Origin of the sequence: Chryseobacterium sp. 1B4 (genome assembly GCF_036631475.1) — a bacterium.
Classification (GTDB): domain Bacteria; phylum Bacteroidota; class Bacteroidia; order Flavobacteriales; family Weeksellaceae; genus Chryseobacterium.
Map to the genome: position 1 here is coordinate 828490 of NZ_JAPNUF010000007.1, position 14793 is coordinate 843282.

The window sequence follows — 14793 nt, forward strand, 5'->3', positions numbered from 1 at the left end:
ACTGCAAATTATTAAAAGATGAACTACCATACAAGAAAATGGGTAAAACCCGAAGATTTAAATCCTAACCATTCACTTTTCGGGGGAAGACTCCTTCAATGGATTGATGAAGAAGCAGCACTCTATGCGATTATCCAGTTGGAAAACACAAAAGTGGTGACCAAATTTATCTCTGAAATCAACTTTGTCAGCTCTGCCAAACAGGGAGACATTATAGAAATAGGAATTGAGGCTACCCATTTCGGATCTACCTCTATTACATTAAAATGTGATGTCCGCAATAAAATGACTCACCAGACCATTATTACCGTAGATAAAATTGTAATGGTAAACCTTGATGCAGACGGTAATCCTGCCCCTCATGGCAAAACCAGAATCGAATTTGTAAAAGACAGGTTAAACAGCAGCCTATGAAAATTTTCATAAAAAATATGGTCTGCAACAGGTGCATTGCGGCAGTGGAAAACATTTTCCGTAACGCAGATGTAAAGATCACGGATATCCTGCTGGGAGAGGTAGAAACCGAAACTGACATTTCCCCGGAAAAAATGAAGTTTATAGAGAAAGAACTGCTGGATACAGGTTTCGAAAGAATCATGGATTCTGCTCATCAGCTTGTTGAAAAAATCAAAAACCTGGTTATTGTAAAGATCAGCGAGCTGGATATCGCAGAAAATTTCCTGCTTTCTGAATTTTTAAGTTCAAAGCTTCATAAAGATTACAGCTCCCTTTCAAAAACGTTTTCACAGAATGAAAATATCACATTGGAACAGTTTTTCATTCTCCAAAAAATTGAAAAGGTAAAAGAACTCTTATTATATAATGAATTCAACCTTACTGAAATTGCTGGAAAACTAGGCTACAAAAGTGTTCAGCACCTTTCTACCCAATTCCGTAATATAACCGGATTTACCCCCACAGAATTCAAAAAACTTAAAGAGCATCACCGCAAAGCGCTCGATACCTTATAAGCAGGAGTGTTTGAGAATTTATAAATGAAATAGGGATATTTAACTCCCTCACCTAAAAAGTCCTCAAACACTCTCACCTTACCACTCTCAAACTCCCGACTTAATTTTATAACTATTATCCTTAAATTTATAACAACCTTACTCTTCCATTTTGGAAATTTGTAGTATAAATTTAAAAATCATGGAACAACAGTATAAAATACTCGGAATGACCTGTTCAGGCTGCCAGAAAAAGATTTCAAATCAGCTGAACAGCCTTGACGGAGTGAAAGCCGATGTAAACCTGGAAACCAATACCGCAACCATCATTTCTGACCATGGAGTGAAGCTTTCAGTTTTAAATGATGCCCTGGCAGAAATAGGAAAATACAGGCTTGAGGATCCTGATAATTCCGAAAAAACCTTTGTAAAGCCCCAGGATCGTGTATCTCCGTCTTCAGTATACTATTGTCCGATGGAATGCGAGGGAGATAAAGTATATTTCAAACAGGGTGAAAGATGCCCTGTATGCAACATGTATCTTGTGCCAATTGAGGAAAAGCTGGCCAAAGACCCTCATCACAAACCGGTTTATTCTGCAGCCAATCTTCCTGAAAACTTTAAAGACAGCATTGGGAAATATTATTGTCCCATGTTTTGTGAAGGAGATAAAGTGTACGATGAAAAGGGAGACTGTCCGGTTTGTCATATGCATTTGGAACCTGTCACGGAAGAACTTGTTCAGAAAGCAGACCCCCATCAGCATCATTCCCATTCCCACTCTCACAACCATCATGATCACCATCACAGCCACAATCATGAAGCGCCTAAAGTAACAGATGAAATGGCAGGCAGATATTACTGTCCGATGTATTGCGAAGGAGATAAGACTTACGATTCCAATGTCGGATGTCCGGTATGTGGAATGGACCTTGTAAAATACCCTGAAAAGAAAACCGCAAAATACACCTGTCCGATGCACCCGGAAATTATCCGGGATGAACCGGGAGACTGTCCGATCTGTGGGATGGATCTCGTCAGAATGCCTGACAGCGGTGATGATGAAGAGGATGAAACCTATAATATCTTAAAAAGGAAATTCATTATTTCATTAGCATTCACCATTCCGGTTTTTATTCTTTCGATGGGAGGAATGTTCATCAATTTCCCTTTTTCCCATCAGGTTCAGGGATTTATTGAGCTTGCTCTGACTCTTCCGGTGATGTTCTATTCCGGATGGTTCTTATTAAAAAGGGGCTGGGTTTCCTTCAAAACATGGAACCTTAATATGTTCAGCCTTATTGCCCTGGGTGTAGCTGCAGCATTTATTTTCAGTATTGCTGCTTTAATTTTCCCGGATATCATTCCGCATGAAATCCGTGGACATAATCATGAAATCCCGCTGTACTTTGAAGCAGTCTGTGTTATTTTAACGCTTGTTATTTTAGGTCAGCTGATGGAAGCTGCTGCCCATAAAAAAACGGGTAATGCCATCAAAGAATTGATGAACCTTTCGCCGGATGAGGCCAATCTTATGGTAAACGGTGAAGAAAAGAGAGTATTGCTTTCACAGGTAAAAATAGGAGATTTATTAAAAGTAAAACCCGGTGAAAAAATTCCGGTAGACGGAAAAATCACTGAAGGCAGTTCTGTTGTAGATGAAAGCATGATCACGGGCGAGCCTGTTCCGGTTGAAAAAAATGCTGGTGACAAAGTATCTTCAGGAACGATTAACGGAAATCAGGTATTCATCATGAAAGCGGAAAAAGTAGGTGACGAAACCCTGCTTTCACAGATCATTAAAATGGTCAATGAAGCCAGCCGAAGCAAGGCCCCCATTCAGAAACTTACGGATAAGGTCTCAAAAGTATTTGTTCCTGTCGTGATCCTTATTGCTGTGCTTACCTTCGTTTTATGGCAGTTTTTCGGTCCGGAAGGAAAAAGAAGCTTATTTGCCTTCGTCAATGCAGTTGCTGTTCTGATTGTAGCTTGTCCCTGCGCATTAGGACTGGCGACCCCAATGTCACTAATGGTAGGAATCGGGAAAGGTGCTAAAAACGGAATCCTGATCAAAAATGCTGAAGCACTTGAGCAAATGAACAAAGTGAATGTTCTGATCACTGACAAAACAGGAACTTTAACAGAAGGGAAACCTTCGGTAGAACATATAGAAACAGTTGGCGGTAATCAGAATCAGATTTTAAAGCTGGCTTTTTCCCTGAATCAAAATTCCGAGCACCCATTGTCCAACGCCGTTATAAAAAGAGCAAAGGAAGAAAATATAACTGCTGAAAAAATAGATCGTTTTGAAAACATTTCCGGAAAAGGGGTGAAAGGAAATATTAATGGAAAAACAGCATATTTAGGAAATGAAAGCCTGCTGACCTCGCATCAGATCCTGATTCCTGAGGCTTTAAAACAAAAAGCAGTAGAAGTTCAGTCCAAAGCGCATACGATCTCTTATGTCGCACAAGACCAGCAGGTACTTGGCTTCATTAGTTTTACGGATAAAATCAAGGAAAGCTCCAAGAAAGCTGTTAAACAATTAATGAGCGAAGGCATCGATGTGATCATGATGACCGGAGACAACGAACACACTGCCAAAGCTGTAGCTGATGAATTAGGAATCAAACATTTTAAAGCAAATTGTCTTCCTGAAGATAAGCTGAATGAAGTGAAAAAACTGCAGCAGCAAGGAAAAATAGTAGCCATGACCGGTGACGGAATCAATGACTCCCCTGCCCTGGCCCAGTCTGATGTGGGAATTGCCATGGGAACAGGAACGGATGTTGCCATTGAAAGTGCTGAGATCACTTTATTAAAAGGCGATATCTTAGGGGTAGCAAAAGCAAAGCTTCTCAGCGAAAAGCTTCTCAAAAACATTAAAGAAAACTTATTCTTTGCTTTTATTTATAACGTACTCGGAGTTCCCGTTGCGGCAGGATTATTGTATCCATTCTTTGGAATTCTGTTATCACCGATGATTGCAGCTGCAGCAATGAGCTTCAGTTCCCTTTCCGTGATTCTGAATTCATTGAGATTAAACTCCGTGAATCTGGATATAAAATAGCATTATGAAAAAAGAAAATCTTTACATAGGGTGTTCGGGATTTTATAATAACGACTGGAAAGGGTCTTTATATCCTGAAAATGCCCAAAGTAAAGATTTTCTTTCTTTATATTCAAAAACATTCAACACTGTAGAAATCAATTCCACTTTTTACAGAAAACCGACCTCAAAAACGCTGTCAAAGTGGTATGATGAAACGCCTTATGAATTCAGGTTTTTTATTAAAATTCCAAAATCCGTTACCCATCAGAACCGGCTTGAAAATTCAAAAGAAGAAATTGCCCTCTTTTGCAGTCATATTCAGAGTAATCTGAAGGACAAGCTTTCCGGATTTCTATATCAGCTTCCTCCTTCCTTTAAAAATACTGCAGAAAACACAGAACGTGTTATCAATGCTGTTGATCCTGCTTTTCTGAATGTCATTGAATTCCGGCATCACTCATGGTGGCAAAAAGAAGTATTTGATCTTTTAAAAGACCATAATATTATTTTTTCCGGAGTAAGCTTTCCCGGTGATCTTCCTGAAGATGTAATCATCAATCATCCCGACATTCTTTATTACAGGCTTCATGGGAACCCTATTCTTTATAAATCTGAGTACAGCAGGGATTTTATGGATAAACTTGCGGAAAAAATTAAAAGCAGTGGGAAAACAGCCTATATATTCTTCAATAACACCTGGGGAACAGCTGCGATTAACAATTCATTGTATTTAAAAAACATTTTAGAGTAAATCCCTTATTTGTTAAAATAAAATAATTCCCCGTTAAATGAAGAATATTGAAACCTTAACAAATATAGAGAAAAGCTATTGGTTTTGCATTTATAAATGTTAAAAAATAAAGAAAAGAAAACCATAAATCAGCAACACTCCATAGAATTGAAATATCCTTTAAAATAAAGTTCTTAAAATAAGCTTAAAAAGAAAAACAGCTGCACAGCATGGCATATAATTTGTTAACTTTCAATTGTTATTTTTAACGATTTTTAACAATTTAAAATTCCATTGTTTTTATGAGAAAAATTTTTGCGGGAAAGTCAAAAAATAAGACTTTTCTCGGGATGTTTGCATTGGTGAGTGCAACTTCGGTTTTATTGAACAGCTGTAATTTCAAGAGTGAAGTGAATACTGACCCCGCCGTCAGTTCACAGGAACATCCTGCCGCAGAAATAGTCCCCAAGATGGACGATGAAAGCGTAGACCCGGATAAAAGAGTGATCTACCTTACCTTTGATGACGGTCCCAACCAGGGCACCGAAAATCTTTTAAAAATCCTGGATAAAAGAAATGTCTGTGCAACTGCCTTTCTTGTAGGGAAACATGCATATGGAAGCAAAAAACAGAAAGATGATCTGCTGCTGCTTAAGCAAAATCCGCTGATAGAACTGGCCAACCACAGCTTTACCCATGCCCACAACAAATACACTGACTTTTATAAAAATGCCAACGCTGTTGTCCATGATTTTGACATCGCCAAAGACAGCCTGAAGCTTACTGATAAAATAGCAAGAACTCCCGGAAGAAATATCTGGAGGCTGAACAATATTAATGTAACTGATATCAAAAGCTCTACTGCAGCAGCAGACGGTCTTAAAAAGCCGGCTATAAAGTAATCGGCTGGGATCTGGAATGGAGACCTTCTCAAAAAATGACGTTAAAAGGAAGTCATGAAGCCATGATCAAGAAAGTAGACAGTATTTTCTTAAACGATCTTGAGAAGACTTCAAGACACCTTGTTTTTCTTACCCACGATCAGTATCTGAGAGACGCGGATTCCATCAACGAACTGGATCTGTTTATTGAAAAATTACAGAAGAGCAATAAGTTTGTCTTCAGAAAAATCTCTCAGTATCCTAAAATCAACGAGGTTTTAAATTAATAAACATTTTAGGCCTGATATCACTGAACTTTGAACATTCAGAGAATTTTCGGACATTTGTATTTATGAGTATTAAAGAGAACTATAACGCAATAAAGAACCAGCTGCCATCCACTGTGCAGCTGGTTGCTGTTTCTAAAACACATCCTGCATCCGCCGTTCAGGAAGTTTATGATCTTGGACAGAAAGTTTTCGGAGAAAATAAGGTTCAGGAACTGATGGAAAAAGCCCCCTTCTTCCTCAGGATATCCAATGGCATCTGATTGGCCATTTACAGACCAACAAAGTAAAATATATTGCTCCTTTTATAGATACCATACAAAGTGTGGATTCTGAAAAAGTATTGGCAGAAATCAACAAAGAAGCAGGGAAAAATAACAGAATTATTAAAGTTCTTTTGCAGGTGAAAATTGCGGCGGAAGAAAGCAAGTTCGGGCTTGACATTTCAGAAACCAGAGACCTGTTCGGGAAATATATGGATGGACAGTTTCCTAATGCTGAAATTACCGGCTTAATGGGGATGGCCACATTCACGGATGATGAACAGCAGGTAAGAAATGAGTTTTTAATCCTGAAAGCGCTTTTTGACGAATTAAATCAATTAAAAGCATTAAATACTTTATCTATGGGAATGAGTGATGATTTCCCGATAGCAATTGAATGCGGGGCTAACTCTGTGAGGGTTGGATCTGCCATTTTTGGAAGAAGAGACTATTCAAAATAGAATATTTAGGTATAGTTTTTGCTAATAATTGAAACAAAAAATTTAAATTTGCAACTATGCAAAAAATCCTTATAGTAGAAGACGAAAAAGCAATCTCGGGAGTACTTCACAGTATTCTTTCGGATGAACTAACCGATTATGAATTTGTTATTGCCGAAGACGGCCTTGAAGGTTACAAACAGGTAGAAAAAGAAGATTTCGCACTGGTGATTTCTGACATCAAGATGCCTAAGCTTTCAGGAACTGAGCTTTTGAAACAAAGTCTTGCATTAAAACCAGAAACTACTTTTATCATGATCTCAGGCCATGCAGACATTGATTCTGCCGTTTCCTGTTTGAAAGAAGGAGCATATGATTTTATTTCCAAACCAATTGATATCAACAGACTTATTACAAGTGTGAAAAATGCATTGGTAAAGGAAACGCTGAAAAAGAAAACAAGAATCTTCAGACTGAAAATAAAACCTTAAAGAAAAAGTAAGCAAAAAATACCAGATGATCGGTACTTCTCCTGCTCTTCAGAAAATCCAGGATATGATCGAAAAGGTAGCTGCTTCTGACGCCAGAGTGCTGATCACAGGACCCAACGGTGCCGGAAAAGAATTGGTCGCCCATGCTATCCATAATCAAAGTGAACGTGCAAGAGGTCCAATGGTAGAAGTAAACTGTGCTGCCATCCCATCTGAACTTATTGAATCAGAGCTTTTCGGACACGTAAAGGGTTCTTTTACGGGTGCTATTAAGGATAAACAGGGAAAATTTGAACAGGCTAACGGCGGTACCATTTTCCTTGATGAAATTGGAGATATGAGCCTTATCGCTCAGGCTAAGGTATTGAGAGCGCTGCAGGAAAGCAAAGTTTCTCCTGTGGGAAGTGATAAAGAAATTAAAGTTGACGTAAGAGTCATTGCGGCAACGAATAAAAATATGCAGAAAGAAATAGAGGAAGGGAAATTCAGAGAAGACCTTTACCACAGACTTTCTGTGATTGAAATTTATGTTCCGCCATTGGATGAAAGAAAGGAAGACATCAAGTTATTGGTTGAGCACTTTGCAGGAATGATTGCTGATGAGCATGGTACTGCTGCAAAGAAGTTTGACGATAAAGCTATTGATGCTTTAAAAGCCCTTTCATGGACCGGGAATATCAGGGAATTAAGAAATGTTGTTGAAAGATTGATTATTCTTGGTGGAAATACTGTTTCAGAAAGTGACGTTGCAAGTTTTGTAAGGAAATAATAAGCTATTATTTACCATATTATAAAAATTTGCAGTGTTATCACTGCAAATTTTTTTACCCTTATTTGAATCATAAACTATATGAATCTTAAAATATTATGAGCTTTTTAAACAAAAACTATACGAAAGAATGCCTGACTTTGGCTCTGCCTGTGATGCTTACCCAGGTGGGGCAGGTTTCAGTAAACTTATTCGATAATATTATTGTCGGAAAATTGTTGGGTGCCGATGCGCTGGCATCCGTTTCATTGGGAAATGCAGTATTTTTCTCCATATTTGTATTGGCCCTTGGATTTTCATTTGCCATCCCGCCGCTGGTTTCGGAAGCACACTCCAGAGAAGATCATGCTACGATCAACTCTGTGTTCAGCCACGGTTTTATCATCAATATGTCTGTCGGGATTATTCTGATGGCCATCTTATTGCTGGGAATGCCACTTCTCTATCATTCAGGGCAGCCTGCCAAGATTATCCCTGATACGGTAAGCTTCTTAAGTATCATGGTGATCAGTATGATTCCGTTTATGGCATTTCAGACGCTTCGTGAAGTATCTGAAGGACTATCTTATACAATTGGGGTTACAAAAGCAACCATTATTGCCAATATCATCAACATTGCCTTGAATTATGTTTTCATTAAAGGCCTTTGGGGAATTCCGCCGATGGGCGTAAAAGGATCCGCTCTGGCAACCCTGATTTCCAGAATTTTCATGGTTGTTTTTCTTTATTTTGTATTGCTTAAAGAAAAAAGAACAAGGCGTTATATTAAGGATTTTTCTTTAAAAATTCAGGGTTTTTCAAAACAGATGTTTGATAGAATGGTGAAGCTTGGGCTGCCTACAGCTTTACAGATGTTCTTTGAAGTAACGGCTTTCGCCGGAGCAGCATTTATCTGCGGGTTGATTTCTGCCCATGATATTGCATCTCACCAGATTGCTTTAAGCATGGCTTCTTTCACTTTTAACCTGTGCGTTGGGTTCAGTGTGGCCTCTACGGTAATGATTGGAAGAAAACTGGGAGAACAGAACTTTGTTGAACTGAGAAAAGTAGGAATCAACAACCTGAAGATCGCTTTTATTTTTATGTGCATCTGCGGGTTGGTCTTTATTTTAGGCAGAAATATACTCCCGACTTTCTTCACGAAAAAAGAAGAAGTTGAAGTTATTGCCCTGGCTGCAAAGCTGATGATTATTGCAGCGTTATTCCAGCTTTCTGACGGAATCCAGGTAACAGCTCTGGGAATGCTGAGAGGATTGCAGGATGTGAAAATACCTTCTATTTATACCTTTATTGCGTACTGGGTGATTACGATTCCTTTGGGATATTTCTTCTGTGTTACTTTAGAAATGGGAGCATTCGGAATGTGGATCGCACTGGGATTAGGACTGACAGTATCTGCAGTTTTCCTCGTAAAGCGATTTTTAAATATGTCGGCAAAAAGAATTAAGCAGAATTTACAGACAAAAACACAATAAAACTTAGCGCAGATGTAAAAAACCTGCGCTTTTTTATTATTTTTGGTGTTGATAACCATCAATAGAAATGAAAAAAACACTGATCTTCCTTGCCTTATATGCAGGCTCTTTATTTCAATCTCAAACCAACAGGTTTACTTACGAACTTCAGTACCGCAAAAATATATCACAGCCATATATAACAACCTTTATGAATCTGGATATCAGCCCGGCCTCGATTAAATTTTACGATAAAGGCTTTGCTGATTATGATGAAAAAAATAAAAATGCAAACCAGCAGATTTCACGATACAGCTCAAAAACAGACCAGGTTGTGGAAAGAAAACCGGATTCTTTTAAAAACAACTGGTACAGAGATTTTTTTGATTATTTTGTGGTAAAAACAAATGATGAAATGAAATGGCAGATCATTCAGGAAACCAAAGAATACAATGGTTACAAGCTCCAGAAAGCGACAACAGATTTCGGAGGCAGAACCTGGAATGCCTGGTTTTCCAGCGAAGTGAATATACAGGAAGGTCCATACAAATTCAGAGGTCTTCCCGGTCTCATTTTTATCTTAGAAGATACGGATCAAAACTTTGTCTATAAGCTGATTAAGAATGAAAAACTTACTACAGACTACGATACCCGAGATTTTGTGGAAACGCATTATGGCAAGCCGGCTATCCCGATAACCAATCAGAAATTTAATAAATATATTGAAGATATCTACCAAAATCCTACAAGAATGTTTTCCGAGAGAATAAAGAGCGGAGAAAAGACCAACTTTAAAGATGAAACGATAGAATCTGTAGAAGAACTCAATAAAAAAAGGAAATACTCCAAAACGGAATCAAATGCCGTTATATCTATATTGAAAAGGATAAACAGCCTGAATTCAACTGATAATAAGATACAAATAAAGCGGCTTAGGCCGCTTTTATAGTTTTAATTAATTCTTCTTCCCAATATGACCAGGCTTCTTTCTATTCCATCCAAAACAGCAACATTCGGAAGATTTCCCCAATCTTCAAATCCGAAATGCCTGAAGAGTTTTAAACTAGGTTCATTATGAAGGAAAATAAGGGCAACCAGATTAAGTACTCCAAATTTCTCCGCGTTATCAATACAATAGCGGAGAATTGTTTTACCAAATCCTTTTCCTCTACAGGACTCATCAAGATAAATGCTTACCTCTACCGTGCCATTATATGCAGCTCTTTCATGAAATGAACTGAAACTTACCCATCCAATGACATGATCCTGTTCATCTTCAACCACCCAGAGTGGTCTGGTCTGAGGATTGTGCTCTTCAAACCATTTTAATTTGCTGTCTACAGAAACCTCTTCCATGTCTGCGGTCACCATCCTTGAGGCAATTGTTGAATTATAAATGGCTACGATTTTGTTTAAATCTGTCAATTCAGCATTCCTGAACTTTAATTTTTCCATGGACGAATATTCGGCTTAATTTTACACAAAAATACTAAATTTTAAAAACACCCTGGTAAAATCATAATAAATAATTCAATTTAGCCGTTTACAGAAACCTACCCCTAAAAAAATCATGCTTAAAAAATAATTTTCGTAAAAAAAAAAAAAAAAGAACAATCAAACTTAAGAATTGAAACTTATAATTATTATTTGCTTAAAAATTTCATTTTTTACATTAAAAACTATTTTAAGTCTTTTAAGATTCTGTTCAGGCTTCTTACTGTAATTCCAAGGTAAGCGGCCATATCTTCTTTTGAAATCCGGATTCCTTCTTTGGCCTGCATTTTCAGTAATTGTGTTAAAGTATGTTCTGTTGTATAAAGCTGTTGATAAGATGCCCTGCTGGAAGTATTGATAATTCGTTCCGCAAAAATATCCAGCAATAAATGATTCAAAGCAATATCATTTTTAAGCAAAAACCTGAAATACGGAATGGCAATCTCATATACGGAAACTTCGGTTAGTGTTTCGATACTGCATAGGCACGGTGTATTTTTGATCATCTCTATTTCCCCGATAATTTCACCGCTTCCGGAAAACTCTACGATATATTCTTTTCCGTTTTCTTCCGTAAAATAGCATTTGGTAACTCCTTCCTTAATAATCATAGGTTTGAGAAGAAACTGCCCTTGTACCAGAATCTGCTCTCCTTTGGGATAAGATTTCAACAGAATGTCTTTCCCGCTCTCCTGTTTATGATAAAGCGCTTCAAAGTAGCTTAAAAATGTCTGATTGGTGCGTAACATATTGATCCGGGACAAATGTCCTTTGCTTGTTGGGTTTTTATACTGAATTTTGAGATCAGAAAATTACAAAACAAAAATGAATAATCATATCACAACCATTGCATTTGACGCTGATGATACCCTTTGGATCAATGAGCCGTATTTTCAGGAAGCAGAAAAGGAGTTTTGCATGCTGCTCGAAAATTACCTTCCACAGCATTCTGTATCACAGGAACTGTTTAAAACAGAAATGCAGAACCTCCATTTATACGGTTACGGGGTAAAGGGTTTTATGCTGTGCATGATTGAAACCATCAGCAGAGTGTCCAATAACACGGCACCATTGGAATTGGTAAATAAAGCCATACAATTAGGACAGGAACAGCTTCAGAAACCCATTGAACTTCTGGATGGGGTTACAGAAACCCTTGAAAGTTTAAAAGGAAAATACAGACTTGTTGTTGCCACAAAAGGAGATCTCCTGGATCAGGAAAGAAAGCTGAAAAAATCAGGATTACAGGAGTATTTCCACCACATAGAAATTATGAGTGATAAAAAGGAGCACGATTATAAAAAGCTCTTGAAGCACCTCGACTGCAAACCTGAAAATTTTATAATGCTTGGAAATTCTATTAAATCAGATGTTTTGCCGGTGTTGGAAATCGGAGGTTTTGCAGCCCATATTCCTTATCATGTCACATGGAGCCATGAACAGCATGATGTTAACCTGGAACATCCGAATTTTATGGAGCTTAAGAGTGTTGATGAAATTCTGAAATATCTTTACTCTTAAACCATTAAGATTTATTTAATCAAAAAGAGACTGTTTATGATAAACAGTCTCTTTTATAATTTATTTTTTCAGACACTTTTCAAGGAACTGATCCTGTTCCCATAAAAGGTGTAAGATATTTTCTTTTGCCTGATATCCGTGGGCTTCTTTTGGAAGAAGGACCATTTTTACAGGAGCTCCCAGATTTTTCAACGCCTGGAAGTATCTTTCAGTCTGTAAAGTGAAAGTTCCCGGATTGTTATCTGCATCACCGTGGATCAGAAGAAGCGGTGTCTTCATTTTATCTGCGTGCATGAACGGGGACATCGTGTTGTAAATCTCCGGAACATCCCAGTAATTTCTCTGCTCACTCTGGAATCCGAAAGGTGTCAGCGTTCTGTTATAAGCACCACTTCTTGCAATTCCGCACGCAAAAAGATCAGAATGTGTCAGAAGGTTTGCCGTCATGAAAGCTCCATATGAATGTCCTCCTACAGCTACTTTTTTTCTGTCAATATACCCCAGATGATCCACTGCATCAATGGCTGCCGCTGCATTTGCTACCAGTTGCGGGATAAACGTATCATTCGGTTCCGTTTTTCCTTCACCAATAATAGGGAAAGCAGCATCATCAAGAACAGCATATCCTTTTGTGGTCCAGTATACAAAAGATCCGTAAGACGGGAATGTAAATTCATTAGGGTTCTGGGTGTTCTGTCCTGCTGTATTTTTATCTTTATATTCTGTCGGATAGGCCCAGATCAGTAACGGAAGCTTTTCTTTTTCGCTTTTCTGTCATAATTAGCAGGAAGATAAAGGGTTCCTGTTAAGGTAACGCCGTCATTTCTTTTATAAGTGATCACTTCTTTGTAAACGTCTTTGATGCTTTCAAAAGGATTTGCAAAGTTGGTTACAGCTTCCGCCTTATTAGATTTAATATTCTTTTTAAAATAATTCGGATACTGGCTTGGAGACTGCTGAGTCGTTAAAATCTCTCCCTTTGAAGGATTAAGGATGTCTACGATGGCCTCTTTGGCATTTTTAAGGTTGGAGGTATAAAGCCTTTTCTTCTTCAATGATTTAACATCCATTTCATCTATGAACGGGTGCTGACCGTCTTTGGTAAACCCATCTCCTATCAGGTAGGCTTTTCCGCCTTTCATATCCACTACATATCTCCCGTATTGATTTTTCGTTGTGTTAAAATTCCCGGGATCGCTGTAAACATCCTGATAATTTCTGTCATCAAAAACTTTAGATTCTCCGTTATTAAGATCTATAAGGTATGATTTTGTATTTCTTGTATCGTACCAGCCTTCAGAAACAATGGCATAATGATCATTGGTCCAGACTACATCCTCATATCTCTGCTTTGTTTTAAAGAAAGATTTCGGAGCCGCAGTAAACGGTGCTTCCCATGTAAATATCTCATCTCTGTAATCTGCTGATTTAGACTGATCGCCCCGTCCAACGCTTCAGCATAGGTAAGAGTAGCCGGTGCATCATTTCTCCATGTCATGTCTCTTTTTCCTGTTCTTACTGATGAAAATCCTTTTGGCATGATTTCATTTAAAGGAACTTCATTCACTGTTTTTACAGCATTTCCCTTCATATCATATACAATCGTTGCTGATGGAAATCTGCTAAGCGGAACAATATAGGAAAACGGCTTTTTAATTACTGTAGCCATCAGGTAATTTCCGTCAGGAGAAAAGCTTAAGCCTGCAAACATATCCTGATCTTTGAATTTCTTAAGGTTTCCTGTAAGATCTGCATTATAGAGTTCAGAAGCAGTAAGCGTTTCAAAGTTTTTTCGTCCTGAGGATTTTTCAGAAGATCCTGGTAAGTTCTGTTCTGGGAAACTTTACCGTCAGCTGTTGAAACAATCGGGCCTGTAGGAAGATCTTTGGCTGCATCTATAAGGGCTGGTCTGTTTTGCGGCAGTGTTCTGATCAGAAAGCTTTGAGAGTCATTATACCATAGATAAGGCATTCCTAAATTGGCATTCAGATTGTCAGCTGTAATTTTTTTTGCAGAAGCTGTTTCCATATCTACAACCCATAGTTCTACTCCTTTACTTGTTGTATTGGTAAAAGCCAGTTTCTTTTCATCCGGAGAAAATGAAACGTAGGCAATTTTCGGATTGGAAGGCAGATTTTTTACCTGAATCTCATTCTTATCATTGATCTTTCTGATCTTCAGATTATTTGAGTAGGTCATGCTGCTTGAGATGTTGGTAACCGGGTTGATTCTGAGTCCGCCAAGTTTCATTTCATTCTGGCTCAGATCTTCCAGTGTTTTATATGTTGGACGATACGTAAAAACCACCCAGTCTTTTTTGCTGTTCATCAGAACAGATGGAGGTCTTTCATAATCTGCAAGTTTTAAAATTTCAGCAGAAGGTTTCTGGTATGTAATATTTTCCTGTGCATCGTAAAAATTGAGAAATGCCAGAAGGCAAATAGTCAGTTTTATCTTCATA

General features: G+C 38.0%; 11 protein-coding genes and 3 pseudogenes. 11 read left to right on the forward strand and 3 right to left on the reverse strand.

Annotated features, from left to right (window positions below):
* Nucleotides 1–18 precede the first annotated feature (18 nt).
* From OWR28_RS13705 to OWR28_RS13750, 10 genes and pseudogenes are all read left to right on the forward strand, one after another.
* Nucleotides 19–414 carry an acyl-CoA thioesterase gene (locus tag OWR28_RS13705; protein ID WP_332387069.1) on the forward strand — a complete coding sequence of 132 codons (396 nt, stop codon included), beginning with the start codon at nt 19–21 and terminating at the stop codon, nt 412–414.
* On the forward strand, nt 411–971 hold the full coding sequence (locus tag OWR28_RS13710) for a helix-turn-helix domain-containing protein (RefSeq protein WP_332387070.1): 561 nt from the start codon (nt 411–413) through the stop codon (nt 969–971). Before OWR28_RS13705 ends, OWR28_RS13710 begins: the two co-directional genes overlap by 4 nt.
* A 181-nt stretch (nt 972–1152) precedes the next feature.
* Nucleotides 1153–4020 carry a heavy metal translocating P-type ATPase gene (locus OWR28_RS13715; RefSeq protein ID WP_332387071.1) on the forward strand — a complete coding sequence of 956 codons (2868 nt, stop codon included), beginning with the start codon at nt 1153–1155 and terminating at the stop codon, nt 4018–4020.
* 4 nt (nt 4021–4024) lie between these two features.
* Nucleotides 4025–4753 carry a DUF72 domain-containing protein gene (locus OWR28_RS13720; protein WP_332387072.1) on the forward strand — a complete coding sequence of 243 codons (729 nt, stop codon included), beginning with the start codon at nt 4025–4027 and terminating at the stop codon, nt 4751–4753.
* Nucleotides 4754–5034: 281 nt separating this feature from the next.
* Entirely contained in the window at nt 5035–5634 is a 600-nt protein-coding gene (locus OWR28_RS13725) for a polysaccharide deacetylase family protein (RefSeq protein ID WP_332387073.1), read from the forward strand.
* Between the two features lie 35 nt (nt 5635–5669).
* Nucleotides 5670–5900: a hypothetical protein gene (locus OWR28_RS13730; protein WP_332387074.1), complete on the forward strand. Its 231-nt coding sequence runs from the start codon at nt 5670–5672 to the stop codon at nt 5898–5900.
* A 65-nt stretch (nt 5901–5965) separates the two neighbouring features.
* Nucleotides 5966–6624 (forward strand): annotated as a pseudogene (locus OWR28_RS13735) (YggS family pyridoxal phosphate-dependent enzyme).
* A 56-nt stretch (nt 6625–6680) separates the two neighbouring features.
* Nucleotides 6681–7863, forward strand: a pseudogene (locus OWR28_RS13740) (sigma-54-dependent transcriptional regulator).
* 98 nt (nt 7864–7961) lie between these two features.
* Nucleotides 7962–9338, forward strand: coding sequence for an MATE family efflux transporter (locus tag OWR28_RS13745; RefSeq protein WP_332387075.1), 1377 nt, complete (start codon nt 7962–7964; stop codon nt 9336–9338).
* A gap of 67 nt (nt 9339–9405) precedes the next feature.
* A complete protein-coding gene (locus OWR28_RS13750; RefSeq protein WP_332387076.1) occupies nt 9406–10266 on the forward strand; it encodes a GLPGLI family protein in 861 nt (286 codons plus the stop codon).
* A 2-nt stretch (nt 10267–10268) separates the two neighbouring features.
* Here OWR28_RS13750 and OWR28_RS13755 read toward each other — a convergent pair whose 3' ends face one another.
* Entirely contained in the window at nt 10269–10772 is a 504-nt protein-coding gene (locus OWR28_RS13755) for an N-acetyltransferase family protein (RefSeq protein WP_332387077.1), read from the reverse strand.
* Nucleotides 10773–10996: 224 nt separating this feature from the next.
* Nucleotides 10997–11560 (reverse strand): Crp/Fnr family transcriptional regulator, encoded by a 564-nt coding sequence (locus OWR28_RS13760; protein ID WP_332387078.1) that lies wholly within the window; start codon nt 11558–11560, stop codon nt 10997–10999.
* Nucleotides 11561–11636: 76 nt separating this feature from the next.
* On the opposite strand from OWR28_RS13760, the gene OWR28_RS13765 reads away from it, so the two are divergent.
* Nucleotides 11637–12332: an HAD family hydrolase gene (locus tag OWR28_RS13765; RefSeq protein ID WP_332387079.1), complete on the forward strand. Its 696-nt coding sequence runs from the start codon at nt 11637–11639 to the stop codon at nt 12330–12332.
* A gap of 60 nt (nt 12333–12392) precedes the next feature.
* Here the strand turns inward: OWR28_RS13765 and OWR28_RS13770 are convergent.
* Nucleotides 12393–14792, reverse strand: a pseudogene (locus tag OWR28_RS13770) (alpha/beta hydrolase family protein).
* Nucleotide 14793 lies beyond the last annotated feature (1 nt).